Here is a 25,805-nt window from a genome sequence, read left to right as displayed (position 1 = left end):
TTACCACCACATCTGAGTACTGCACAAAGCAGCCACATAGTTACATGCCGGGCGGTTCGCTCGGGATGGAATCGAATACTTCGGAGTTCCTCCTCTTAAACCGCGCCTGCAGTGGGGACATCGCAGTGCGTCGCGGGAATGGCGACTACCCGGCCACGGCTGGCGCAAGTTGGGACAATTCACAAAGTCGGCTCTCTAAACGTGAGATATCCGGCAATCCATGCACGTCCCGAACCAACTCGTGCAGCGGCGCGGACGCGACCACGGTGAGTTCACAATCGGCGTCATAGAGAACATCGATCACGTTCACCAACCGCATCGCCTGATCCGGCGGAACTTCGTTCAGCAGTGGCACATCTCGGATTTCCCAGCACCGATAACGTTGGGCAAGTTCAACATAATCGGCCGCGGACGTTGGGACACCGCACAGGTCGGCGAAGTCGATGACAAGGCCGTCATCGGCGGCAATGGCGCGTAATCTCCGTGCGCCGATGAATATCTCGACCGCATGGTCGTTCTTCCGCACCGCATCAGAATTATCTGCGCCGCCGGAGAGCGCAGCCTGGTCACCGCGCGGCGTGCACCGGCCTGGGTCCAGGATGTATCGCCCGGCTGCGAATCCCGCTCGGGAATCCTTGCGGGAGCTCAGAGCGCGATAGTCGATCGGACCATCGACCGACACCACGTCCATGTGCGCCAGAATGCGTTCGATCGTCGGCACGAACCGGTCGTGGAACAGCGGATTGGGCAGCAGCTGATGCGGGGGGTAGTTCGAGGTCACCACCAAGACGATGCGACGGGCGAGCAAGGTGTCCAGCAGCCGCGCGATCAGCATCGCGTCGCCGACGTCGTGCACGTGGAACTCGTCGAAGCAGATCAGCAGGGCATCGCCGAGCAGCGCGTCCAACGCGGCATCGATCGAGCCGGATTCGTGTGCCGCGGCGTGCAGTCGGGCGAAGAACTGGTGAAAGTGATAGCGCCGCTTACGTTCCGAGGTCACCTCGGCGAAGAATCGGTTCATCAGCATCGTCTTGCCGCGCCCCGGCCTGCCGTGCAGGTAAACGCCGCGATGGCGCCGGATCGGCTTGCCGCGCCGATCGAGCAACTCCTGCAACCGCGTCGCCGTACGCGCCTGGTCGGCATCGCATTCGATCACCTCGGGTTCCATGACACCTCCTCGTCCTCTACATTTGTAGAGGGCCGGTCGAGTGGCGGCCAGGAAAGGTGATCATGTCCACAAGCGACCGGCGCGTGCTCCTCGTCGACACCGCCATCGACCTCATCGCGACCAAAGGAATCCGTGCACTCACCCACCGCGCGCTGGACACCGCACTCGACCTGCCCGCCGGTTCGTGCTCCTACTACTTCCGCACCAGACGCGCACTGCTCGAAGCCATCGCTGACCGCATCGCCGAACGCTCACGCGCCGACTTCACCGCCGCCCGGCTCGGCACCCCCACCCCGGAGGCATCCGGCACGGACGGCCTGGACTCCCGCGGCGCATTCGATCCCGACCTCGTCGCGCGGGCAATCGCCGTGTGGGTCGATCGGCTCCTCGCCGACCGCTGCAACCACCTGCTCGCCCGCCACGCGCTGCTCGCGGAACTACGCTCGGACCCCGAGCTGCGCGCCCGGCTCGCGCACGGCTTGTTCTCGGTCGAGCACGCACGAGAACTGTTCCGCACCACGGCTTCCGCCGATCCGCAGACCGCCGCCGCCGACTTCGTGGCTGTGCTGGAGGGCGCGGTCTTCGACCGTTTCACCGGCAACCGCACCCATCTCACACCCGGCAGCCAGGCCAGCGTGGATCAGCTCACGAACCTGCTGGTGGTGTACCTGCGCGCCCGTTGAGCGATTCGGCAGCGCTCGCCCGGCACAGCAATGCCGCCGGCTCGATCCTCGTCACCGCCAACCGCGTTCGGAATACCTCGCTCCGCGGGCGCGCCCACGAATCGCCGTCAGCGGGTACTCGATGATGTCGTCCGGCAGCTCGTCCAGCGGAAACCAGCGCAGCTCGTAGCAGTTGTCCGGCTCCCGGTTGACCGGCTCGCCGCCCCACCGCGACGTCTCGAAGAACAACCCGAGCCGTGCTTCCCGACCGGCCGCGATCACATGGGCGACGTGCAGGAATCTCAGGTCGTCCGGATCGATATCGACCCCGGTCTCCTCACGCGCCTCCCGCACCGCCCCAGCCGTCGCCGACTCTCCCGCCTCCAGCCTGCCCGCCGGGAGATGCCACCGTCCGTCGAACTCGTCCGCGCTGCGCCGCCTGCTCAGCAGCAGCTCCTCGCCGCGCAGCAACAGAACGTGCACATCCACCAGATGCCGATCCGTCACCGCCTCAACCTAACGCTCGGTGCTGCCCTCCCGACGCACGTGACACCTCCACTGCGCCGCCTCGCACCCGCCGTGACAAGCGATCCGGCTCAGGTGCGCGAGGACGGCGACTACTCGGCGTGGGCGGACAGGACCAGGCCGGAGGTCGGTACGCCGGTGCCGGCGGTGACCAGGATGTTCTCCAGGTTCTCGACCGGGTTGACCGAGGTGCCGCGGATCTGCCGGACGGCTTCGGCGATGCCGTTCATGCCGTGGATGTAGGCCTCGCCGAGTTGTCCGCCGTGGGTGTTCAGCGGCAGCCGTCCGCCGATCTCGATGGCGCCGCCGGCGATGAAGTCCTTCGCCTCGCCGCGTGCGCAGAAGCCGAGTTCCTCCAGCTGCATGAGGACGAACGGGGTGAAGTGGTCGTAGAGGATAGCGGCCTGCATGTCCTCGGGACGCAACCCGCTCTGCGCCCACAGCTGGTCGCCGACCAGGCCCATCTCCGGCAGACCGGTCATGGCGTCCCGGTAGTAGCTGGTCATCACGTATTGGTCGGCACCGGAGCCCTGCGCGGCCGCGGCGATCACGGCGGGCCGCTGCGGCAGGTCGCGGGCGCGCTCGACGCTGGTGACCACGATCGCGACGCCACCATCGGACTCCTGGCAGCAGTCCAGCAGATGCAGCGGCTCGGCGATCCAGCGGGAATTCTGGTGATCCTCGAGCGTGATCGGTTTGCCGTAGAAGAAGGCGGCCGGGTTCACCGCGGCGTGCTTGCGGTCGGCGACCGCGACGCGTCCGAAATCCGCGCTGGTGGCCCCGTAGACGTGCATGTAGCGCCGAGCGACCATCGCCACCTGCGCCGCAGGTGTGCCCAGCCCCTGCGGATAGGCCCAGCCCGCGTCGATGCCCGACGAGGTGGGCGCGGCGGCCAGCGCCGTGGAGAACTGCCCGAACCGCGACACCGAACGCTCGTTGAACGCGCGATAGGCCACCACTACGTCCGCGATGCCGGTGGCCACCGCCATGGCGGCCTGCTGAACGGTGGCGCAGGCCGCGCCGCCGCCGTAGCCGATATGGCTGAAGAAGGTCAGCCGCGGAATCCCGGCCGCCCTTGCCACCGCGGCCTGGGTATTGGTGTCCATGGTGAACGTGGTCAGGCCGTCCACGTCGGCCGCGGTCAGGCCCGCGTCCGCCAGCGCCGCGCTGACCGCCTCGGCGGCCAAGCGCAGTTCGCTGCGACCGGAATCCTTGGAGAAATCGGTGGCGCCGATGCCGACGATGGCCGCGCGGCCGGAAATATGCCCACCCGTCGCCCGGCCGCCACCCCTCATCGAATCGCTGCGCGATGCCGCCTCAGTCATCATCAGCCCTCCGCAACGCGATGACGGCCGTGGCCGTGATGTGATCGCCGAGGCTGTCCTTGCCGACCACGTCGATGTGAATGTCGTCGTCTTCCAGCGCGGTCACCGTGCCGGTGAGGGTCAGCGTGTCCCCCGCGTACAGCGGCACACCCAGGCGCAGCGCGAGCGACTTCACGATCGCGCGCGGACCGGCCCAGTCGGTGACGAAGCGCTGCACCAGGCCGGTGTCGGTGAGGATGTTGACGAAGATGTCCGTGGAGCCGCGCGCGACGGCCTTGTCCCGGTCGTGGTGCACGTCCTGGAAATCCCTGGTGGCCAGGGCGGTACTGATCACGAAGGTCGGATCGGCGGTGATCACCAGTTCGGGCAGCACGGTGCCGACCCGCACGTCGACCGGAGCGGTCATGCTGTCTGTCATCGGACCGCCTGCCAGATCGGTAGCGTCGCCTCGTCGTCCAGCTTCTCGAAGCCCACCTCGACCGGCAGGCCGACCCGCACCTCGGCGGGGTCGATACCGCGCAGTTCCCCGAGCATGCGCACGCCCTCCTCCAATTCGACCAGCGCGACCACGAACGGCAGCTGCCGCCCTGGCACCTTCGGCGCATGGTGCACGACGTAACTGAACACGGTGCCACGCCCGGAGGCGACCACGTAATCGGTCGGCTTCGACTTGTCCTGCCAGATGGCCGGAATCGGCGGATGCCGCAGCGATCCGTCCGGCAGCCGCTGAATCCGCAGCTCGCCGACCTTTGTGCCCTCCCAGAAGAATTCGGTATCCAGGGAAACCAGGGGCTTGACCCGCTCACCTGGGGCAGGTTTCGGCGCCGCGGTGCCGGGCGCGAACTTCAGCAGCCGGAACAGCATCTCGGCGACCACTTCGTCACCGACGCGCCAGGTGGTCTGGAAGGTGACGAACCAACCCTCTCCCAGCGCGGTCCGCTTCGGGCCGCGGATGTCCGAAAGCCTGCTGGTGACCGAAACCTGTTCGCCGACATTGAGATAGCGCTGGTAGGTCTGCTGACAGTCGGTGGCGACCACGGAGGTGTAGCCCGCGGCGTCGAGCAGCTCGGTGGCCGCGCCCATGGGGTCGTCGGCGGGCCGGGAACCCGCGAGCCCGAACATGGTCCACACCTGCGCCATGGCGGGCGGGGCGACGACGCCGGCATGTCCCGCGGCGCGAGCCGCCGCCTCGTCGACATAGATGGGATTGGCGTCCCCCAGGGCCTCGACCCAGTTGCTGATCATCGGCTGGTTCACCGGATCGCGCCCGAAACGGGGCGTGCACTCGCCCGCCGCCCTGATGGCCTCGGCCGCGGCGATAATCGCTTCCGGAGTAGTGGTTTCCGGCACGCGCGACTCCTTCACTGATTATCGGGGTACTCGCGGCAACCGCAGTCCGGACGAGGCGACCAGCTCGCGCATCACCTCGTTGACGCCGCCGCCGAAGGTCACCACGAGGTTCTGCTTGGTCCTGCGGTCGAGCCAGGTGGATAGCTCCGCGGTGTCCGGTTCGGCTGGATCGCCGTAGCGGCCGACGATCTCCTCGGCGAGCCTGCCCGCCTCCTGCAGCGACTCGGTGGAGAAGACCTTGGTGGCCGACGCGTCGGCGATCACCTGCGCCTGGTCGCCGTCCGCAGCGGCGGTCGCGACGGGCCCGGAGGCGGTAGCGGAGCGTGACCACGCAGGGCCCCGCGAACGCCGCCCATCGGACGCAGCGGCCACCTGCCAGTTCAGCAGTTCGTTCAGCCGGACCATGGCGTGTATGCGTCCGAGGGAGCGCCGCACGTCGAGCTCGCCGAGCACGCCGCGCGACTGCGCCCAGTCGCGGACCCGGTCGTAGAGCTGCTCGATCTTGCCGGACGGACCCAGGCTCACCCGCTCGTGGTTGAGCTGGGTCGTGATCAGCTTCCAACCCTCGTTCTCCGCACCGACCAGCATGTTCGCCGGCACTCGCACGTTGTCGAAATAGGTCGCGTTGGTGTGGTGAGCGCCGTCGCAGGTGATGATCGGCGTCCACGCGTAGCCGGGATCGGTGGTGTCCACGATCAGGATGGTGATGCCGCGGTGCCGCGACTCCGCGGTGCCGGTGCGGCAGGCCAGCCAGACGTAATCCGCCTCGTGCGCGCCAGTGGTGAAGATCTTCTGCCCGTTGACGATCCAGTCCCCGGACTCGTCGCGCACCGCGGATGTGCGCAGCGACGCCAGGTCGGTGCCTGCCTCGGGTTCGGAGTAGCCGATCGCGAAATGGATATCACCGGTGAGGATTCCGGGCAGGAACTTCTGCTTCTGTTCCTCGGTGCCGAACTGCTGCAGCGTCGGGCCGACCGTCAGCAGGGTGACCAGCGGAAGCGGGACATCGGCCCGGACCGCCTCGTTGAAGAAGATCTGTTGCTCGACCGGCCCGAAGCCCTGGCCGCCGTACTCCTTCGGCCAGCCGACGCCGAGCCAGCCGTCGCGTCCCATCCGCCGCACCACCGCGCGGTAGGCGTCGCCGTGCCGGTTCACCGCCATCTCGGCTTCCTCCTCGGGAGTCACGAGATCGGCGAAATACGCGCGCAAATCGTCGCGTAGCCGGCGCTGCTCGGCGGTCAGGTCGATGTACATCTTGTCCCCAAACGATCGAGTCGGAACGACGCGCCGCCGAGCCAGCGGGCGATGTCCTTGGCCTGCGAGTAGTAGCGATGCATCGGGTGGGTCACGTCGACGCCGAGACCGCCGTGCAGGTGATGACACTTCTGCATGGCCGTCGGCAGTTCCGCGGCCACGGTGTAGGCCAGGATCTCCAGATCGTCGTCGGTGCGCTCGCGGTGCAGCTGACTCGAATCGTTCTGGGCAAGCGCCCAGTTCGCCGACGCCGCGGCGACGTGCAGGGTGCGCGAGACCACGTACAGGTCGGCGATCTGCTGGGCCACCGCCTGGAACTGCGCCAACGGCCTGCCGAACTGGTTGCGGGTACGCAAGTGCTCGGCGGTCAGGACGATCGCGCCCTTGAGCAGTCCGTCGGCCACCGAGCCGATCGAGGCCAGCGCCAGCCGGTGCAGATCGCCCAGTCCGGTCGACCACAGCTGGCCGACGGGAATCTCCACCTGGTCCAGCACCACGGTGCATTCGGGGACACCGCCCGAGACCGGTGTCGGCGTCATGGTGAGGCCCTCCGCATCCGCGTCGACAAGCGCGATACCGGAGTTGGTCGGCACGAGCAGCCAGCGGGCCTGCTCGGCGTAGGGCACGGCGATCTTGCACCCGGTTACGCGCACCGTCTTGCCGCTGGTGACCGCGATGGTCTCCGGCTTGTCGATGAACGGCCCCGACGGTTCGCTCAGCGCCGCCGTGAGCACCGTGCCCTTGGCGACCTCGGGCAGCACCTGCTCCTGGACGGTCTCCGGCGCGGAGGCCACCAAGGGCAGCACGCCGAAGCCGAGCGTCGGAAGGGCGGGCACCGCGACCGCGTCCATAGCCAGCTCGGTGAGCAGCACCGACACCTCGAGCAAACCCATACCGTCGCCACCGTGGCGCTCCGGTAACGGAACGGCAAGCAGGCCGGAGTCGACCAATCTCGGCCACAGCTCCATATCGCGTGCGGGTTCGTGCTCCATCAAGCTCACGACGACTTCGGCCACCGCATCTTGGCCCTCGTCCCTGGTGAAATCCACGCTTTTCTCCCAGTTGTCTCGATGACTAGTTATCCGCGTCACGAGGCAGCCCCAGAATCCGCTCACCGGCCACGGTGAGCAGAATCTGCTCGGTTCCACCAGCGATCGATAGACAACGCGTGAGCAGGAATTCCTTCGCCACATCGGCATCCTGCGCGCCGATGGGCCCTGCCGTCTCGACAGCGAATTCCGCGACCGCCTGGCGGTGGCGCACCCCGACCAACTTCCGTACGCTACTCTGCGCGCCGGGATCCGCGCCCACCAGCACCTTCAGCGTGGCGCGTTGCTCGAGCAAAAGTCCGGCTATCGCCTCCGCGACGAATCCGCCGAGCCGGTCGTTCACCAGTTCCGCGCCGGGACCCGTTGCGGGCGATTTCGCGATCAGCTCCTCGAGTACCGGTCCGATGCCATTGCCGCTCATCGCGACCCGCTCGGTCGACAAGGTCGAGCGGGCGATTTTCCATCCGTTGTTCACGGCGCCGACCACGCAGTCGTCCGGTACGAATACGTCGTCGAGAAAGACCTCGCTGAATCGAGCCTCGCCGGTGATCTGCACCAGCGGGCGGATCTCGAGTCCGGCGCTGTGCATGTCGACCAGGAAATAGGTGATTCCGCGATGCTTCGGGGCGTCTGGATCAGTGCGAGCCAAACAAATTCCCCAATTCGCTTTGTCGCCCAGCGAAGTCCATACCTTTTGCCCGCGCAACAGCCAACCGCCGTCCACCTTTTTCGCGGTGGTGCGCAGTGCGGCCAGGTCCGAACCCGCCTCGGGTTCGCTGAACAACTGGCACCAGACCACATCGCCGCGCAGGGTCGGCCAGGCGAACCGGTCGATCTGCTCCGGTGCGCCGTGCTGCAGCAGCGTGGGGATCGCCCAGCCGCCGATGGCCAGGTCCGGCGCGGCGACCCCGGCGCGGCGCAGTTCCTCGGAGATCGTCAGGCCGGTCATGGGATCGGCGGCGCGTCCATAGGGCCGCGGCCAATGCGGCATGACCAGTCCGGCCTCCACCAGCGCCGCACGCTGCCGATCGGCGGGCAGCGCCGCGATCCGCGCGACCTCCGCGGCCAGTTCGTGCGCGTTGTCGCCGTCCATGGCGGCCGTGGTTTCAGCGGCGAAGACCCGGTCGGCGCCGGTGGTGCGCCGCACACCCTGACGGGTCAACTCGGTGACCCGGGCCCGCCAGCGCGCCGAACCCCCGAGCAGCTGGCGCAGCGCCACGGCCCGGCGCAGGTAGAGGTGCGCGTCGTGTTCCCAGGTGAAGCCGATCCCGCCGAGCACCTGGATGCAGTCCTCGGCGGTCTCGACCGCCGCGTCCAACGCGATCGCGGCCGCGATGGCGGCGGCGATCGGCAGTTCCTCGCCGCCCTCGTCCACGGCCGCGGCGGTGTCGCCGGCGACAGCGCGGATGAGTTCGGTGCGGCACAGCATCCACGCGCAGATGTGCTTGACCGCCTGGAACGATCCGATCTTGCGGCCGAACTGCTCCCGCACCTTGGCGTACTCGACCGCGGTTTCCAGGCACCAGCCCGCGAGACCGGCCAGCTCGGCGACGACCAGCGCGACGAGCAGATCCCTGGCCGGATGCGGCGCGACGAACACCCGCTCGGCGGGCACGCGCAGGTCCACGCAATGCACCCGCGCCAGCGGCGTGCTCGGATCCAGCGGCGCGAGCGGTTCCACCCGGAGACCCTCGGCGTCGGGCGGTACCAGGCACCAGCGCTGCCCGTGCGGGAGCTCGACCGAGAGCAGTACCGCGGTGCCCGGCGCGGCCCCGAGCACCGAATCCCAGGTACCCGTGAGCAACAACGCGTCGCTTGCGGCGGGTACGCTCACCGTCGAACCGACAACGAAGTCGAGCGCGACACCGCAGGGCTGGTCCTCGTCGAGGTGCCCCGCGGTGATCAGATTGGCCAAAGCGGTTGCGAGCACAGGGCCGCCGACCAGATCGTGCGCCGCCTGCTCCATCAGCACGGCGAGATCGGCGACCGAGCCGCCCGCGCCGCCCGCATCCTCGTCCACCGCGACGCGGAAGATTCCGAGCTCGGCGAGCGCGGGCCAGTAGGCACGCCAGAAGTCGGCCGAGCCGGTCCGCATTGTTGCAATTGGACGGACCGACGCCGCCCATCCGCGCATCGACTCCTGAACGGCTTTATGCTCGTCAGTGGTGGCGATGGTCACACTCCATACCGCCTTTCCGGCGTGACTCCCACACCTAGAACATGTTCTAATATCCTAGCCGGGCGGAAGTCAAGAGACCATCGCCGCAGCGGCAGATCGCGTACGCAGCCGACGAAACGACGTTTCCGGAAAGGACTTTCATCGATGGCCAGTCCGTCCCGTTCGCAGCCAGCCGACCCGAGCGAGGCACGGCCCGCCGCAACGGTCACCACGCTCAGTGAGGACGAACTGAGCTCGGCGGCGCAGCGCGAGCGGCGCAAGCGGATTCTGGACGCGACCTTGGCACTCGCCTCCAAAGGCGGCTACGACGCGGTCCAGATGCGGGCGGTGGCCGAGCGCGCCGACGTCGCGGTCGGAACGCTGTACCGGTATTTCCCGTCGAAAGTGCACCTGCTGGTCTCGGCGCTCTCACGCGAATTCGAGCAGATCGAGGGCAAACGCAAGCCGCTTGCCGGACAGACTCCGCAGGAGCGCATGCACCTGCTGCTGACCCAGATCACCCGGATGATGCAGCGCGACCCGCTGCTCACCGAGGCCATGACCCGCGCCTTCATGTTCGCCGACGCCTCGGCCGCCGCCGAGGTGGATCGCGTCGGCAAGGTGATGGACCGCGTGTTCGCGCGCGCCATGAACGATGGCGAGCCCACCGAACGGCAGCTGGCCATCGCACGGGTGATCAGCGATGTGTGGTTGTCGAATCTGGTCGCCTGGCTGACCCGCCGCGCCTCGGCGACCGACGTCACCGAACGCCTCGAACTGACCGTCGACCTCCTGCTCGGTGAACGCAACCAGTAAAGGACGGCGCGCAACGTCAGCGCATATCGAGCGAATTCGACGCCCGGTCGCCACGCCGGGCTCGAATTGCCCCTGTAGTGCGACGAAGCTCACCCGCCCGGTTACCGTTGCCGTTAGCTGGGCGGATCTCTTGGACGCGAGTTCAGCAGGTATGTTGGCGTGCGCACGCGGACCGGCGTGCTTCTGTGCGGCGAATTCAACCCAGTATTGTTTTGGCCGCCCCCTGAAAAAATCCTCCGATCACTAGGTTGGATGCGTGAGCGCACAGGATCTGCCACTGGAACTTCGCCGTGCACTGTCGACGGTCGCGCGCGTGCCACGGCTGCTGGTCGCATCGGACTACGACGGGACACTCGCGCCCATCGTGTCCGACCCGACCAAAGCCTTTCCCCATCGGGAATCGGTGAGCGCGTTACGGGCACTCGCCGGCCTCACCGGAACTACTGCCGCCGTGATCTCCGGGCGCGCGCTGCGAGATCTCGCGGCCCTGTCCCGTCTGCCCGTCGAAGTGCAACTGATCGGCAGCCACGGCTCGGAATTCGACGTGGGCTTCGTCCACGCGATCGACAACGACGCCAAGCACCTGCTCCAAGAACTGCAGACGGCCCTCAATCAAATCGCCTCGGACAATCCCGGGGTCACGGTCGAGATCAAACCGGCCAGCGTGGCGCTGCATGTGCGCAACGCGAGCCCCGAGATCGGGCATCGCGCGCTGTCGCAGGTCCGGCTGGGCGCGGCCTGCTGGTTCGGCGTGCAGGTCACCGAGGGCAAGGCCGTCATCGAGCTGGCCGTGGTGCAGACCGACAAGGGCACCGCGCTGGACACCGTGCGACACCAGGCGGGCGCGTCGGCCGCGGTGTTCTTCGGTGACGACGTCACAGACGAAAAGGCGTTCCGGGTGCTGTCAGGCCCGGACGTCGGCATCAAGGTCGGCGACGGCGAGAGCCTGGCGAAGTTCCGGGTGGACAGCACCGAGGCCGTGTCCTACGCGCTGGCCTACCTGCTCGAGGAGCGGCGCACCTGGCTGGCCGGTGCGAGCGCGCCGCGCATCGAGCGGCTGACCATGCTGGCCAGCCCACGTTCGGTCGCGCTGCTCACCCCGGACGCGACGGTGACCTGGTTCTGCCACCCGGAACCGGATTCGGCCGGGGTGTTCGCACACCTGCTCGGCGGTCCACAGGGCGGTCACTTCACCATCGAGCCGGAGCGGCCAGGGCTTCCGCTCTCGCAGCGCTACGTCGACGGCACCATGACCGTCGAAACCCGGTGGGCCAGTTTGCAAGTCACCGACTACCTGCCGCACGATGTCGCGCCCACCCGCACCGATCTGACCAGGGTGATCACCGGCGACGCGAAGGCTGTGGTCACCTTCGCCCCGCGGCCGGAGTTCGGTCAGGTTCCGGTGAACCTCGAAGCGCAGGAGGGCGGGTTGCGGGTGTACGGCACCAACGATCCGATCGTGCTGCGCTCGCCCGGCGTGCGGTGGGAGATCGTCTCCGACGGGACCCACGAGTCCGCACGAGCCGTGGTGGACCCCGCACGCGGCCCGATCGTGCTCGAATTGCGCTGCGGCACCCACGATCTCGAGCCCGCCCCGACCAATGAGCCGCAGCGGCGACGCCAGGCGGAGCGCTACTGGTCGGAATGGGCCGCGCAGCTCGCGCTGCCCCCGCTGAAGCCCGACCTGATGAAGCGCTCCGCGCTCACCCTGCGCGGTCTGGTGCACGCGCCCTCCGGCTCGATCCTCGCCGCCGCTACCACCTCGCTGCCCGAGGACATCGGCGGCGTGCGCAACTGGGATTACCGCTACTGCTGGCTGCGCGACGCGGCGCTGACCGCGCAGGCGCTGGTCTCGCTCGGCTCGCTGGCCGAAGCGGAGGATTTCCTCGGGTGGGTGCACCAGGTGCTGGAGACCATTCCCGGACCCGAGCGCCTGCACCCGCTGTACACGCTCTACGGCGAGACGCTGCCGCCGGAGGCATCGATCGACCAGCTCCCCGGCTACGCGGGCTCGCGCCCGGTGCGCGTCGGCAACGCGGCGAACATGCAGGTGCAGCTGGACGTCTTCGGTCCGATCGTCGACCTGATCGCGACTCTGGCGCACGCCAGGGAGCTGCGGGGTGTCACCGATCCGGCGGGCGTGCTGCCGGACGCCGACTGGGAACTGGTGTGCGCCATGGTCGCCGCCGTGCAGCGGCGCTGGCAGGAGCCCGACCACGGCATCTGGGAGATCCGCGGCAACCCCCGCCACCACGTGTATTCGAAGGTGATGGGCTGGCTGACCATCGACCGGGCACTGACCCTGGCACAGAAGTTCGATCGCGAGATCGACCCGGCCTGGGCGGTACTGCGCGACACCATCGCCGACGAGGTGAAGGCCAAGGGCTGGAACGACGAGGTGCAGTCCTACACCGCGGCCTACGACGGCACCGACCTGGACGCGGCGACCCTGCACATCGGGCTGAGCGGCCTGATCGATCCGTCCGACCCGCGCTTCGCGGCGACGGTCGTGGCGACCGAGGCCGAGCTGCGCAGCGGTTCGACCGTGTACCGCTACCACCACGACGACGGTCTCCCCGGCGGCGAGGGCGGGTTCCACCTCTGCGCGGCCTGGCTGGTCGAGGCGTACCTGCTGATCGGGAAGCGCTCGGACGCCGAGGCGCTGTTCGCCCAGCTGGTCGACGTCGCAGGCCCGACCGGACTGCTCAGCGAGGAGTACGACCCGGTGGCCGAACGCTCGCTCGGCAACCACCCGCAGGCCTACAGCCACCTCGGCCTGCTGCGTTGCGCGCAGCTGCTCGGACAGCCGGTCGAGGCCGCGCTGGTCTGAGGAAGCGAATCGCCCGAGGGCCCGCGAACGAGGAATCGTTCACGGGCCCTTCCTTTTTGGAATCCATGTGGGGCGTCGCATCCTACCGGTTGACGTGCTTGCTAGAGTTAAACGGTAACGATTTCCATTATGATCTGCCGGACTGCCAGGAGTACTCCCACGTGAACACCCCATTTGCCATGAGATGCGCAGGCCTCGCCGTGGGAGTCGCCTCAGCCATGACACTCGTCGCCTGCGCCGGCTCGACCGACCCGGACCGGCCCACCGTTGTCGCCTCCACCGACGTCTGGGGCGATATCGCCGCCGCCGTCGCCGGGCCCGACGCGACCGTCCGATCGCTGATCACCGATCCGTCCGCCGACCCGCACTCGCATGAGACCTCCGCCGTGGAGTCGGCCGAGCTCAGCGACGCCGACCTGGTGATCTACAACGGCGGCGGCTACGACGATTTCGCCGAGAAGGCGGTGGCCGGAACGAACAAGCGCACCGTGGACGCGTTCGCCGCCCGAGTCGACCAGAGTGACGACAACGAGCACGTCTGGTACGACGTGCGCACCGTCGGCGTGGTGGCCGATGGGATCGCGACCCAACTCGGCGAACTGGACCCGGACAAGGCCGGGGCCTACGCCGAGCGCGCGAAGGCCTTCAAGGACCGGCTCGCCGCGGTGACCGCCATCACCGGAAGGCTCGCCGCCGAGCGCCCGAAGACGCCGGTGTTGCAGACCGAACCGCTCGCGCACTACCTGCTGGTCGCCGCCGGACTCGAGGACGTGACCCCGGATGAATTCCAGGAGGCCGTCGAGCAGGAGACCGACCCGGCACCCGCGGCCGTCGCGGCAACCCAGGACCTGCTCGCCGGCAAGCGGGTGCGCGCGCTGATCTACAACGCGCAGACCCAGGACAAGATCACCAAGGACCTGCGTGGCACCGCGCAGAACGCGGGCATCGCCGTAGTCGAGCTGACCGAAACCTTGCCGGACGGCGTGGATTACATTCAGTGGCAAACGAAAAACGCGCAGGCGCTTGCCACCGCGTTGGGCTGAGTACATGAGCGAGCGAACAATAGGCACAGCCGAGGGAGCAGCCCTGACCGAGCACACCGACCGGGGGCAACGGCGGCGATCTGGTCGCGAGAACGGCTCGGCCGCTGTGCGGCTGGAAGCAGCCCAATTGTCGTTCGGCGATCGAACTCTCTGGCAGGGGCTGGATCTCACCGTCGCGCCGGGCGAATTCGTCGCCGTTCTCGGGCCGAACGGATCGGGCAAGACCTCCCTGCTGAAGGTGTTGCTCGGCCAGCTCGGGCTCAGCGCGGGTACGGCCCGGATCGCGGGCTCCCCTGCTCGCACCGGCAATCCCGACATCGGGTATGTGCCACAACAGAAGACGATCGACGCCGGGGTACAGCTGCGCGGCGTCGATCTCGTCGGTCTCGGCGTGGACGGGCACCGCTGGGGGCTGGGGCTGCGCTCCCGCGCCGAACGCAGACGCAAGGTGGCCGCGGCCATCGCCGACGTCGGCGCGCAGCATTTCGCGTACGCGCCACTGGAATCCATGTCCGGCGGCGAGCAGCAGCGCCTGCGGGTGGCGCAGGCGCTGGTCGGCGATCCGAAGGTGCTGCTGTGCGACGAGCCGCTGCTGAGCCTGGACCTGGCCAACCAGCGACTGGTCGCCGACCTGATCGATCGGCGGCGACGCACCCACGACACCGCGGTTCTTTTCGTGACGCACGAGATCAATCCGATTCTGCCGCTGGTCGATCGGGTGCTGTACCTGGTCGACGGGCAATTCCGGATCGGGACACCGGACGAGGTGATGACCTCGGCGGTCCTCTCCGAGCTGTACCGGACCGAGGTGGACGTGCTGCGGGTGCGGGGGCGTCTGGTAGTCGTCGGCACCGGCGACACGATGGACGCGCTGGGCACCGCGGGCGGGCATTGCCACGGTGCGGCGGGCGACGGGTTCGCGCCCGGTGTATCAGCATCGGAGGGCGCCTTGCCGTCCGGCGCCGCCGGTGCGAGCGATCCGGTGTCACCCAGTGCCACGTCCAGCCGCCCGGAACCTGGCGATCCGAGCACCGACGGCGCTACCCCGGCGACCGACGCCGAAAATTCGGCCACCCCGGCACCGAGCGACTCGGCGACGGATAACGCGCCTACGAGCGATTCGGCGACCGCCGGACGGACAGCCGCTTCCGCGAGCCCGGGCGATCCGGCAACCAACAACGCCACGTCCACACGACCGACGACGAGCGAGGCGGCATCAGCCAACGGGAAATCGGCGCGCCCGGCGCTCGATGACACCGCGACCGCCGGGACTGCTTCGGTTGGCACAGCGCTGCCGGTTTCCGCCACTAGGGCGGCCGATCTGATCGACGGCAGCGCCACCCCGTCGACGGCGCATCCCGACCCGAGCGGAGCGCGCTCGTGATCGACAAGCTTGCCAGCGTCCTCACGAAGATGCTGGACTTCGGCACCACGGCGAACCTGCTGTCCTATGGCTTCGTGCAGCAGGCACTGCTGGCCGCGGCGCTGCTCGGTCTGCTGTCCGGGGCGATCGGGCCGCTGATCATCAGCAGGCAGATGTCCTTCGCCGTGCACGGCACCAGCGAGCTGTCGCTGACCGGCGCCGCCGCGGCGCTGCTGGCCGGTATCGGGGTCGGCCTGGGGGCGATCGCGGGGTCCGTGGTTGCGGCGGTGCTCTTCGGTCTGCTTGGAGCCCGTGCGCGGGAACGCGATTCGGTGATCGCGGTGGTGCTCTCGTTCGGGCTCGGACTGTCGGTGCTGTTCCTGTGGCTGGGGCCCGACCGCGCGGGATCGAAGTTCTCGCTGCTGACCGGCCAGGTGGTCAGCGTCGGCAACAACGGCCTCGGGCTGCTGGCCATCTGCACAGCGGGGGTGCTCGCGGTGCTCGCGTTCGTCTACCGTCCGCTGCTGTTCGCCAGCTCCGATCCAGAGGTGGCGGTGGCGCGCGGGGTGCCGGTGCGGGCGCTGTCCATCGTGTTCGCCGTGCTGCTCGGGATCACGGCGGCGTTCGGCGTGCAGATCGTCGGGGCGCTGCTGGTGCTCGCGCTGCTGATCACTCCGGCCGCCGCCGCGGCCCAGCTCACCGCGAATCCGATGCGGGCCACCCTCCTCGCCGTGCTGTTCGCCGAAGTGGCCGCGGTCGGCGGCATCCTGCTGTCGCTGGCGCCCGGCGTCCCGGTCTCGACGTTCGTCACCACGATCTCGTTCCTGATCTACGTCGCTTGCCGCGTACTCGGGACCCGCAACCGCCGACTCGCGCGCGCCCGCTGACCGCCTTCGCGGCACAACACAGCGGCCCCGCAGCGTATCGGCGCGCCGCCGGGCGGGTGCGGAGGTATCAGCCCGCGGGCAGAGCGATCAAGACTCAGACCGGGTATCAGACGGCATCCCGCGCAGCTCAGATATCATGCAGCGCCCGAGGACAATTTTGATGGCAGCCGCCTTCAGTCCCTTGCCGCGGGTTTCGTATGCTCGACCCATCGCGCCCCCGAACGAATGGTGACCAACGATGATCGACTTCGCGATTCCCGCCGAACTCGCCGCCGAACGCGACCGAGTCCGCCGATTCGTCATCGACAAGATCGTCCCGTACGAGCGGGACGCACGCCTCACCGCGCACGGCCCGACCGACGATCTGCGCCAGGAACTCGTCGAACTCGCCCGGGCCGAGAAGCTGCTCACCGTGCAGGCGCCCGAATCACTCGGCGGACGCGGGCTGTCCCACCTCGAGCAGGCGGTGATCTACGAGGCTGCGGGCTGGTCCACGCTCGGCCCGATCGCCATGAACTGCGCGGCGCCGGACGAGGGCAACATGTTCCTGCTGTCCAAGGTCGCCGATCCCGAACAGGTGCGGCGCTACCTGGCTCCCGTGGTCGCCGGACAGCAACGCTCGGTGTTCGCCATGACCGAGCCCGACGGCGCCGGATCCGACCCGGCCCAGCTGGCCACCGAAGCCACCTTCGACGGCGAGAACTTCACCATCAACGGCCGCAAATGGCTGATCACCGGCGCCAACGGCGCGAAGACCTGGATCATCATGGCCCGGCTCGCATCCAACCCGCATCTGCCCGAGGGCCCCACGCTGTTCCTCACGGATGGCGACCAACCCGGCGTTGTCATCGAACGCACGATGAACACCATGGACCGCAACTACGTCGCCGGACACGGTGTGGTCCGCTTCGACAACCTGGTCCTGCCCAGGGAAGCGCTGCTCGGCGAGGCCGGCCAAGCGCTGCGCTACGCCCAGCTCCGGCTGGCGCCGGCTCGCCTGACCCATTGCATGCGCTGGCTCGGCGCGGCCGAGCGGGCACAGAGCATCGCGGTGGAACACGCGCGCACCCGTACCGCGTTCGGCAAGCCGATCGGCGAGCACGAGGGCGTGTCGTTCATGCTGGCGGACAACGAGATCGCGCTGCACCAGTGCAGGCTCACCATCTGGCACGCGTGCTGGCTGATGGACAACGGCGCGAAGGCGCGGCACGAGAGTTCGATCGCCAAGGCGTTCGTCTCCGAGGAATTGTTCAAGGTCGCCGATCGATGCGTGCAGGTACTCGGCGGCATCGGCATCAGCGACGAGACCGTCGTCGAGATGATCTTCCGGGACATGCGCGCATTCCGGCTCTACGACGGCCCCACCGAAGTGCACAAATACGCCATCGGGCGGAAGGTCCTGCGGGGATAGCAGAAGATTTCCGGCCTGGGGTCAACCGCCCCGGTCGGCTAACATCCTGTGGCATGAGTTCGGAACTGCACGTCGATGTCTCCAAGGGCGTCGCCGTGCTCACGCTCAACCGGCCCGCTCAGCAGAACGCCTTCACCCCCACGTTGGCCGCCGAATTGGGCGCCGCCCTGCAGCGCTGCGATGTGGAAGACGCCATCCGTGCGGTTGTCGTCACCGGCACTCCGCCCGCGTTCTGCGCGGGCGCGGACCTATCCAGTCGAGTCGGCGAGGTCAGCGCGACCATCGATCCGCCGCCGTGGCGGGTCCGCAAACCCGTCATCGCGGCGGTGAATGGGCACGCGGTCGGCATCGGCCTAGCCCTCGCCCTGCAGTGCGACCTGCGGTATATGGCGCGCGACGCGGTCTACGGGCTCAACCAAGTCCGCCGCGGCGTCCTAGCCGACGGCTACGCGCACTGGACCCTGCCCCGCCTGATCGGTATGGCCAACGCCGCCGACATCATGCTGACCGGGCGCACCTTCGACGGCGACGAGGCGAAGGCGATGGGCTTGGCCAACAGCTGCTTGTCCGGTGGCGAAGTGCTACCGACAGCGCTCGCCGTCGCGCACGACATAGCCAATGGCTCGGCCCCGCTGCCGGTGGCGCTGTCCAAGCGGCTGCTGTGGGAGGGACTCAGGATGAACCCGACCGTGGTGGGCCAGCTGGAAACCGACCTCAACCAGCATGCCGCCAAGAGCATCGACGGCGGTGAGGCCATGGCCGCGTTCCGGGATCGCCGACAGCCCAGTTGGTCCGGCAGCGTCAGCAAGGAATGGCCCGCCTGGGACGCCGCCGGTGAGCGCGAACGGCCCAGTCTGGACTAGACGGCTGCCCCACCTCCGCTCAGCTCCGGCGCGGACTACGGACAGACGCCCGTCCGGCCGCGCCAATCCTTCGGCTGCCTCGGCCTTCGCTCGACCCGGCGCGGACTTGGGACGGACTCCATCCCGCTCCGTCGGTTTTGCGGCTGCCCCAGCCCTCGCTTCCCCGGCGCGGCTGTGAGCCGCCTCCTCCAGTTGCGCCCTCAGGCGTTGCCGCCGAGCACGATGAACAGGTACAGCAGCGCGAAGATGATCATCAGTACGGTGCCGACGATGCCGAGGATGTAGCCGACCAGCACCTGGGCACGACCGCCGTACGGCTGGGTATTACCGCCGGTTTTCGCGGCCGCGTCGAGGGAACCCTCGATGTCGTTGAGCGCCTTCCGACCCAGTGCCCATGCCACCGGCCCGAGCACGCCGCAGCAGAGGACACTTGCCGCGCCGAGAAACAACACCGCCGACGCGTTCGGATGCTCGATCGGCTGCCCGATGGGCTGATTGGGTATCACCACCAGCCGAATTCTAGTCCGCTGTTCCGCCTCTCCGGGACTTTAGGCCGCACGAGTCGGGTAACGGAGGATTCACGTTCAGGTCCTACGTTTGGGGCCGCCTCGGTTCTGGACGTACCCGGTGAGCTACCCACGTCCTAGCGAAATCACCTGTCGGGCATAGCCATCGGGCTCAACGTACCCAAAGCTGACATTCCGGCCGACGCGCCTCGTCATTCGCAGGACTCTCCCGCGGCTCCGCGTCTTTCACCAGGCCACCACGTTTCCGTTATTCGCCGGGCTTACCGCGACTCAGCGCTCTTCCCAGGCTCCCCCGCGACATCGCAACTTTCGTCGAACTCCACTGCGATTGTGTGTCTTTCGCCAGGCTTCGCGCTGCTCCCGCTGCTTTTGCCAGTCGTTTCGGTATCGCCGGACTTACTCCTCGGACCGCCCAGAGGCGTGCGGGCCGAGTTCTGGGGCGCTCCGGGCGGGTTACTCACGTCGCGGCGAAAGCAGTTGTCGCGCACTGTTATCAGCCAGCCGGAACTACCGCATGCCAAGCCACTGCGTGCGTGCGGAGATATCCGCTCCCCCCGCCGGTCATTGCGCAGACCTTTGGCCTGGTTGGAGCCGAGCTCGTGAAGCGCAGTTCCTTCGGAGCACTTCGCGCGATCAGATCCGGCGCTGTCTGGCGACTTCCGAGAGCACCACACCGGCGGCGACCGAGGCGTTGAGCGACTCTACCGGGCCTGCCATCGGGATGGACAGGATCGCGTCGCAGGTCTCCCGGACCAGGCGAGACAGGCCTCTGCCCTCCGAGCCCACCACGATCACGGTCGGCTCGCGGCCGTCGAACTCGTCCAGGGTGGTGTCGCCGCCCGCGTCCAAGCCGACGATCTGAACGCCCTGTGCGGCCCAATCCTTCAGCGTACGAGTCAGATTCGTCGCGCGGGCGACCGGAAGCCGAGCCGCGGCGCCCGCGCTGGTGCGCCAGGCCACCGCGGTGACGCTCGCGCTGCGCCGCTGCGGGATCAGCACTCCGTGGCCGCCGAAGGCCGCCACCGAACGGATCACCGCGCCGAGGTTGCGCGGGTCCGAGATGTTGTCCAGCGCGACGAGCAGCACGGGGGCCACCGAGCCGCGGGCGCGGTCCAGCAGATCGTCCGGATGGGCGTAGCGGTACGGCGGCACCTGCAGGGCGACGCCTTGGTGCAAACCATTGGCGCTCAACCGATCCAGGTCGGTGCGCGGCACCTCCAAGATGGAGATGCCCGCGTCGGCGGCGATCCGAACGCTCTCGGTCAACCTGTCGTCGTTCTCCGTGCCGACCGCGACGTACAGCGCCGTCGCGGGCACGCCCGCGCGCAGACACTCCACGACCGGGTTACGGCCGAGTACCAGCTCTGGACCGTCATCGGTCTTGCGGCCCGCCGGGCGCGCGGCCGCCCCGCCGCGCGCGGGCACACGACCTTGGGCGGCTTTGGTTTTCGCCGCCGCGCGCTTGGCGGCCGGATGCTTGGTGCGCTGCTCCGCGGGCGGCGTCGCGCCACGCCCCTCCAGCCCGCGCCTGCGCTTGCCGCCGGAGCCGACCACCGCGCCTTTCTTGGTGCCGCCCTTGCGGACCGCACCTCGGCGCTGCGAGTTGCCTGCCATTTACTTGGCCTTTCCGGATTGCGGTGCGCCGAGCGCCCATTCGGGACCGTCGACGGTGTCGGTGACCTCGATGCCCGCGGACTGCAGCCGATCACGCACAGCGTCGGCGGTTGACCAGTCCTTGGTGGCACGCGCCTCCTGGCGGCGGTCGAGTTCCGCGCCGACCAGCACGTCCAGGGCACCGAGCGCCGCCGAGGAATCACTCGGCGCGTACCAGTGCGGGTCGAGCGGATCGACGCCGAGGATGCCGAGCATGGCGCGTACCTGGCTCGCCGAGTCGCAAGCCGAGTCGACCGCGCCGACCTCCAACGCCTTGTTGCCTTCGTGCACCACACGATGGATCTCGGCCAGCGCTTTCGGCACCGCGAGATCGTCATCGATGGCGGCGGCGAACGCGTCGGTCCACTTGCCCACCGGAATCTCACCGGCCCGGTCGAACACTCGGTTCACGAACGCCTCGATGCGCTGATAGGACTGCACCGCGTCGTTCAGTGCCTTGTCCGAGTATTCCAGCATCGAGCGGTAGTGTGCGCTGCCCAGGTAGAACCGGAGTTCGACGGCGCGAACCCGAGTGAGCATGTTCGGCACGGACAGCACGTTGCCCAGCGACTTGGCCATCTTCTCCCCGCCCAGGGTCACCCAGCCGTTGTGCAGCCAATACCTGGCGAAGCCGTCGCCTGCCGCTTTCGACTGGGCGATCTCGTTCTCGTGGTGCGGGAACACCAAATCCATACCGCCGCAATGAATGTCGAACTCCGGGCCGAGGTAGAACCCGGCCATCGCCGAGCACTCCAGATGCCAGCCCGGTCGGCCGGGACCCCAAGGCGACGGCCAGGTCGGCTCGCCCGGCTTGGCGGCTTTCCACAGGGTGAAGTCGCGCGGGTCGCGCTTGCCCTCACCAGCGCTCTCGCCTTGGTGCACGTCATCGAGCCGGTGACCGGACAGCTTTCCGTACTCGGGGTAGCTGACCACGTCGAAGTAGACATTGCCCGCCGAGGCGTAGGCGTGGCCTCGGTCGATCAGCCGCTGCATCATCTCGATCATTTGGGTGATGTGGCCGGTGGCGCGGGGCTCCGCGGACGGTGGTAGCACGCCGAGTTGCTCGTAGGCGCGGTCGAAGGCGCGCTCATGCGTGGCGGCCCACTCCCACCACGGCCTGCCCGCCTCGGCGGCCTTGGTCAGGATCTTGTCCTCGATATCGGTGACGTTGCGGATGAACCACACGTCGCAGTCGTGCGCGAGCAGCCAGCGCCGCAGTACGTCGAACGCGACTCCGCTGCGCATATGGCCGATGTGCGGCTCACCTTGCACGGTGGCGCCACAGAGGTACACCGAAGCACGGCCGGGGACCAAGGGCGCGAAATCGCGCATGGTCCGCGTGTCGGTGTCAAAGAGGCGCAGCGTCACGGCAGTCGATCCTAGCTGGTGTATAAGGGCGTTCACGGACCGGCTCTGGTCCGCCGGAGCTGGATCAACGACAGGCTTGCAGCAGGGCCGTCGCCACAGCGGCGACGCCCTCGCCGCGACCGGTCAGCCCTAGACCGTCGGTGGTGGTGCCGGACACCGAAACCGGTGCGCCGAGCAGCTCGCCGAGCACTTGTTGCGCCTCGGCGCGCCGGGGCCCGATCTTGGGTCGATTGCCGATCACCTGGACGGCCGCGTTGACCACTTCGAAGCCCGCTTCGTCCAGCAGCCTGCGCACTTCCTTCAGCATGGCCGCTCCGGAGACGCCTTCCCATTCCGGGCGTCCGGTGCCGAACACCGCGCCGACATCGCCCAGTGCCGCCGCGGACAGCAACGCGTCGCAGAGCGCGTGCGCGGCGACGTCACCGTCGGAGTGACCCGCGCAGCCGTCGTCGCCGTCGAACAGCAGACCAGCCATCCAGCAGGGACGCCCGGCCTCGATGGGGTGGACGTCACTGCCGATGCCGACACGCATGGTCACGGCGCCACCTCGCTGGCGCTCGGCGCCGCCATGGCGCGCTGTGTCGATGGTTCGCTCGCAAGCTCCCTCACCGCCCGGCCGATACCCGCGCCGTCCAGCACCGCGTTGGCGAGCAGCAGATCGAGCGGAGTAGTGATCTTGAAAGCCAGCGGATCGCCGGGAATGGTGCTGACGGTGGCGCCGAGCCGCTCGACCAGCCCCGCGTCATCGGTGGCCTGGATGTCTTCGGTCGCGTAGGCGGAGCGCAGCAGATCTGCCGCGAAACCCTGCGGTGTCTGAATGGCACGCAATTGGGCGCGGTCAGGAGTGCCGGTCACCGACCCTGCCGCATCGACCGACTTGATCGTGTCGGCGACCAGGAGCCCGGGAACCACGGCAGACCGCCCCGCCCGCAGCTCCGCGGCAACCCGGGCGATCAGCTCGGGCGGTGTGAGAGCTCGGGCGGCGTCGTGTACGAGGAAATAGTCCGCGTCGGGCGCCGCGGCGATACCCGCCCGCACCGAGTCGATGCGTTCGGCGCCGCCGACGACCACGTGGACCGAACCCGAGGGCGGCAGCAGGGCAACGGCGCTGTCCACCAGCTCGGTGGGAACCATCACGATGATCCGGTCGACCACGCCGGAGGCGATCAGGCCTTCGACGGCGAGCCGGACCATGGGCGTGCCGCCGACCGTGACGAACGCCTTGGGCGTCGATTCACCCAGACGCACGCCACGACCGGCGGCAGGCACCAGAGCAACGACGGGTCCGCTGGTGGAACGGACACCGTTGTCAGGTGTGTTCACGGTCAGGAAGCCGCGGCGAGAACCTCATCGAGCAGAGTCTCGGCCTTGCCGTCATCGGTGCCTTCGGCCAGCGCGAGTTCACCGACCAGGATCTGCCGAGCCTTGGCGAGCATGCGCTTCTCACCTGCGGAAAGGCCGCGGTCCTGCTCCCGGCGCCACAGGTCGCGAACAACCTCGGCCACCTTGTTCACATCGCCGGAGGCGAGCTTCTCCAGGTTGGCCTTGTAGCGGCGAGACCAGTTGGTCGGCTCCTCCGTATGCGGCGCGCGCAGAACCTGGAAGACCCGATCGAGACCCTCCTGGCCGACGACGTCACGCACGCCGACGTATTCGGCGTTCTCCGCGGGAACCCGAACAGTGAGATCGCCTTGGGCGACCTTCAGGACCAGATACTCTTTTTGCTCACCCTTGATGGTGCGAGTCTCGATTGCTTCGATCAGCGCCGCTCCGTGGTGGGGGTAAACGACGGTGTCTCCGACCTTAAAAATCATGTGTCCCGTGCCCCTTTCGATGTTCACAGTTTAACATGCGACTCGATAACGGCGCGATCAACTGTGCAGGTCAGGGCCACAACGAGGCAACCGTGGGGCTTGACAGAAGCCGGGCGGTGTGCATTACGTTGTGCCAGAACGGGTTATCGCCCGGCTCCGTCGCCCCGCTGGCCCGCCCGTGACCCGGCACCTTCTCCGCAACCTCTGAAGCTCGACCGAACTGTTACCCACGCGCGGGGTGTCGGCACGGGCGCGCCGCGCTCGACTCGACACCGCCGCGCTCCGGAGCGGGTCGCTCGGCGTCGGGGCAAGTTAGCACAGCCCCCACGCCTGGGCCGCCGAGTGAACTACTACGCTGCCTAGTTACTACGCTCCCGCGCGGAGCAGAGCCCGGTCGACATGGAGGGACAACCCGTGACTGCCCTGAAAGCTGTGACCGCCCCGAAGGGGGCGCGACGTCGCATGGTGACGGTTGCCGCACTCGCCGCCGGAGCGGCGATCGCGCTGTCCGGCTGCTCCGCGGGTCAGAACTCGCAGACCGCGGAGCAGGTCGCGGCCGTGAACGGCAACTCCGCCGACGTCGGCGACATCGCGCTGCGCAACGTGCACATCGTCTACCCGGCCGAAGGCACCCCGTACACCAACGCCAAGGGCGGCAAGGCAGTCATCGCGCTGTCCGCCATCAACAACAGCGAGTCCGTCGCCGACGAGCTGACCAGCATCACCACCGACCTGGGCACCGTCAAGATCACCCCGTCCGCCGGGAAGCCCGCCGTCCGGCTCGCCCCGCAGCAGACCGTCGTCGCGGGTACCCACCCGGTCAAGCACGAGGCGCCAACCACCACGACCGCCGCACCGACGACAACCGGGGCACCGACCACCACCGCCCGGACGACCGCGCCGACCACCACGGCGGCCGATTCGCACGGTACCGACGACCACGGCGCCCAGCCCGCCGCCGCCCCCGAGGCCGAGCCGATCCTCATCGAGATCACCGGCCTGACCAAGGACATCACCCCGGGCCTGACCTACAACGTCTCGTTCAACTTCAAGCAGAACGGCACCGTCCAGGTCCAGGTCCCCGTCGATGCGGGCCTGCACACCGAGCGGCACGAGTCCGACAAGTCCGGACCCGCCGAAGCCGAACACAAGGGCGGCCACTGAGTTTTTGGCCGCGCGGGCGCGGCGGGTTCGCGGCCCCCTTGTGGCTCGCGTCCGAGCGGCCGCCGCTGGCGACTTCGTCGCGGACGCGGCGGCCGCTCGGACGCGAGCCGGGCCGCGAACGGGGCAATGCTCGGTCTCGCTGCGCTCGAAATCGGGGGTTGGGCCGAGTAGTTGCGTGGGTCGGCGACTGCGGCGTCAAGGGTGTGCCGCACTTCATCGCTAGCGACTGGGTGTCTGCCGCTGGTCCATTTCGTCGCGGACGCGGCGGCCGCTCGGACGCGAGCCGGGCCGCGAACGGGGCAATGCTTGATCTCGCTGCGCTCGAAATCGGGGGTGGGGCCGAGTAGTGCGACTGCGGCGTCAAGGGTGTGCCGCATTTCATCGCTAGCGACTGGGTGTCTGCCGCTGGTCACTTCGTCGCGGACGCGGCGGCCGCTCGGACGCGAGCCGGGCCGCGAACGGGGCAATGCTCGGTCTCGCTTCGCGAGAAATACCGGGTTGGGCCGGTGAAGTTGCGTTGATAGCAATCGCTGGACATTAGTCGGCTTCCAGAGTTGTTGCGGCGGGCGCTGACA

Annotated in this window: 22 protein-coding genes and 1 pseudogene; 9 read left to right on the top strand and 14 right to left on the bottom strand. The window is 68.4% G+C overall.

The features are described 5' to 3' along the window. Window positions 1-145 precede the first annotated feature (145 nt). Complete coding sequence (zapE, locus tag OHA40_RS18230) at window positions 146-1,168, bottom strand: cell division protein ZapE (RefSeq protein WP_330228131.1); 1,023 nt, start codon at window positions 1,166-1,168, stop codon at window positions 146-148. A gap of 62 nt (window positions 1,169-1,230) precedes the next feature. On the opposite strand from zapE, the gene OHA40_RS18225 reads away from it, so the two are divergent. Next, the gene (locus OHA40_RS18225; RefSeq protein ID WP_330228130.1) at window positions 1,231-1,851 is read left to right on the top strand and encodes a TetR/AcrR family transcriptional regulator; all 621 of its coding nucleotides are present in this window, start codon (window positions 1,231-1,233) and stop codon (window positions 1,849-1,851) included. 51 nt (window positions 1,852-1,902) lie between these two features. Here OHA40_RS18225 and OHA40_RS18220 read toward each other — a convergent pair whose 3' ends face one another. The 7 genes from OHA40_RS18220 to OHA40_RS18190 all read right to left on the bottom strand — a co-directional run bounded on the left by OHA40_RS18220 (window position 1,903) and on the right by OHA40_RS18190 (window position 9,467). Continuing rightward, window positions 1,903-2,337 (bottom strand): NUDIX hydrolase, encoded by a 435-nt coding sequence (locus OHA40_RS18220; RefSeq protein WP_330228129.1) that lies wholly within the window; start codon window positions 2,335-2,337, stop codon window positions 1,903-1,905. A gap of 110 nt (window positions 2,338-2,447) precedes the next feature. Continuing rightward, entirely contained in the window at window positions 2,448-3,650 is a 1,203-nt protein-coding gene (locus OHA40_RS18215; RefSeq protein ID WP_330234249.1) for a lipid-transfer protein, read from the bottom strand. 22 nt (window positions 3,651-3,672) lie between these two features. Next, window positions 3,673-4,086 (bottom strand): MaoC family dehydratase, encoded by a 414-nt coding sequence (locus OHA40_RS18210; RefSeq protein ID WP_330234248.1) that lies wholly within the window; start codon window positions 4,084-4,086, stop codon window positions 3,673-3,675. A gap of 8 nt (window positions 4,087-4,094) precedes the next feature. Further along, window positions 4,095-5,030 carry a bifunctional MaoC family dehydratase N-terminal/OB-fold nucleic acid binding domain-containing protein gene (locus tag OHA40_RS18205; RefSeq protein WP_330228128.1) on the bottom strand — a complete coding sequence of 312 codons (936 nt, stop codon included), beginning with the start codon at window positions 5,028-5,030 and terminating at the stop codon, window positions 4,095-4,097. Window positions 5,031-5,048: 18 nt separating this feature from the next. Next, entirely contained in the window at window positions 5,049-6,284 is a 1,236-nt protein-coding gene (locus OHA40_RS18200) for an acyl-CoA dehydrogenase family protein (RefSeq protein ID WP_330228127.1), read from the bottom strand. Next, window positions 6,269-7,333: an acyl-CoA dehydrogenase family protein gene (locus tag OHA40_RS18195; RefSeq protein ID WP_330228126.1), complete on the bottom strand. Its 1,065-nt coding sequence runs from the start codon at window positions 7,331-7,333 to the stop codon at window positions 6,269-6,271. The genes OHA40_RS18200 and OHA40_RS18195 overlap by 16 nt, the downstream gene beginning before the upstream one ends. A gap of 25 nt (window positions 7,334-7,358) precedes the next feature. Then, window positions 7,359-9,467 (bottom strand): acyl-CoA dehydrogenase, encoded by a 2,109-nt coding sequence (locus OHA40_RS18190; protein ID WP_442944060.1) that lies wholly within the window; start codon window positions 9,465-9,467, stop codon window positions 7,359-7,361. 189 nt (window positions 9,468-9,656) lie between these two features. Between OHA40_RS18190 and kstR the strand changes: the two genes are divergently transcribed. From kstR to OHA40_RS18155, 7 genes and pseudogenes are all read left to right on the top strand, one after another. Further along, window positions 9,657-10,307 carry a cholesterol catabolism transcriptional regulator KstR gene (gene kstR, locus OHA40_RS18185; RefSeq protein WP_330228124.1) on the top strand — a complete coding sequence of 217 codons (651 nt, stop codon included), beginning with the start codon at window positions 9,657-9,659 and terminating at the stop codon, window positions 10,305-10,307. Between the two features lie 256 nt (window positions 10,308-10,563). Beyond that, window positions 10,564-13,137, top strand: a complete 2,574-nt coding sequence (gene otsB, locus OHA40_RS18180) for a trehalose-phosphatase (RefSeq protein WP_330228123.1) — start codon at window positions 10,564-10,566, stop codon at window positions 13,135-13,137. A gap of 218 nt (window positions 13,138-13,355) precedes the next feature. Beyond that, the gene (locus tag OHA40_RS18175) at window positions 13,356-14,180 is read left to right on the top strand and encodes a metal ABC transporter solute-binding protein, Zn/Mn family (protein WP_330228122.1); all 825 of its coding nucleotides are present in this window, start codon (window positions 13,356-13,358) and stop codon (window positions 14,178-14,180) included. Window positions 14,181-14,184: 4 nt separating this feature from the next. Then, window positions 14,185-15,069: pseudogene (locus OHA40_RS18170) on the top strand (metal ABC transporter ATP-binding protein); the annotation flags it as partial. A 491-nt stretch (window positions 15,070-15,560) separates the two neighbouring features. After that, complete coding sequence (locus tag OHA40_RS18165; protein ID WP_330228121.1) at window positions 15,561-16,430, top strand: metal ABC transporter permease; 870 nt, start codon at window positions 15,561-15,563, stop codon at window positions 16,428-16,430. Between the two features lie 238 nt (window positions 16,431-16,668). After that, window positions 16,669-17,841: an acyl-CoA dehydrogenase family protein gene (locus OHA40_RS18160; RefSeq protein ID WP_330228120.1), complete on the top strand. Its 1,173-nt coding sequence runs from the start codon at window positions 16,669-16,671 to the stop codon at window positions 17,839-17,841. A 53-nt stretch (window positions 17,842-17,894) separates the two neighbouring features. Further along, the gene (locus OHA40_RS18155; protein WP_330228119.1) at window positions 17,895-18,704 is read left to right on the top strand and encodes an enoyl-CoA hydratase/isomerase family protein; all 810 of its coding nucleotides are present in this window, start codon (window positions 17,895-17,897) and stop codon (window positions 18,702-18,704) included. 200 nt (window positions 18,705-18,904) lie between these two features. On the opposite strand, the gene OHA40_RS18150 is transcribed toward OHA40_RS18155, so the two are convergent. The 6 genes from OHA40_RS18150 to carD all read right to left on the bottom strand — a co-directional run bounded on the left by OHA40_RS18150 (window position 18,905) and on the right by carD (window position 24,066). Then, entirely contained in the window at window positions 18,905-19,213 is a 309-nt protein-coding gene (locus OHA40_RS18150) for a DUF4190 domain-containing protein (RefSeq protein WP_330228118.1), read from the bottom strand. A gap of 651 nt (window positions 19,214-19,864) precedes the next feature. Further along, on the bottom strand, window positions 19,865-20,845 hold the full coding sequence (rlmB, locus tag OHA40_RS18145) for a 23S rRNA (guanosine(2251)-2'-O)-methyltransferase RlmB (protein ID WP_330228117.1): 981 nt from the start codon (window positions 20,843-20,845) through the stop codon (window positions 19,865-19,867). Continuing rightward, window positions 20,846-22,252 carry a cysteine--tRNA ligase gene (gene cysS, locus OHA40_RS18140; protein ID WP_330228116.1) on the bottom strand — a complete coding sequence of 469 codons (1,407 nt, stop codon included), beginning with the start codon at window positions 22,250-22,252 and terminating at the stop codon, window positions 20,846-20,848. A gap of 64 nt (window positions 22,253-22,316) precedes the next feature. Further along, a complete protein-coding gene (ispF, locus tag OHA40_RS18135) occupies window positions 22,317-22,784 on the bottom strand; it encodes a 2-C-methyl-D-erythritol 2,4-cyclodiphosphate synthase (RefSeq protein ID WP_330234247.1) in 468 nt (155 codons plus the stop codon). 2 nt (window positions 22,785-22,786) lie between these two features. Then, window positions 22,787-23,575 (bottom strand): 2-C-methyl-D-erythritol 4-phosphate cytidylyltransferase, encoded by a 789-nt coding sequence (ispD, locus tag OHA40_RS18130; protein WP_330228115.1) that lies wholly within the window; start codon window positions 23,573-23,575, stop codon window positions 22,787-22,789. A 2-nt stretch (window positions 23,576-23,577) separates the two neighbouring features. After that, window positions 23,578-24,066: an RNA polymerase-binding transcription factor CarD gene (gene carD / locus OHA40_RS18125; RefSeq protein ID WP_011206964.1), complete on the bottom strand. Its 489-nt coding sequence runs from the start codon at window positions 24,064-24,066 to the stop codon at window positions 23,578-23,580. Window positions 24,067-24,480: 414 nt separating this feature from the next. Between carD and OHA40_RS18120 the strand changes: the two genes are divergently transcribed. Then, entirely contained in the window at window positions 24,481-25,230 is a 750-nt protein-coding gene (locus OHA40_RS18120) for a hypothetical protein (protein WP_442943747.1), read from the top strand. Window positions 25,231-25,805: the final 575 nt, after the last annotated feature.

Origin of the sequence: Nocardia sp. NBC_00508 (assembly GCF_036346875.1) — a bacterium.
In the GTDB taxonomy this organism is placed as follows: domain Bacteria; phylum Actinomycetota; class Actinomycetes; order Mycobacteriales; family Mycobacteriaceae; genus Nocardia.
This window is presented reverse-complemented; position numbering and strand designations above follow the sequence as displayed.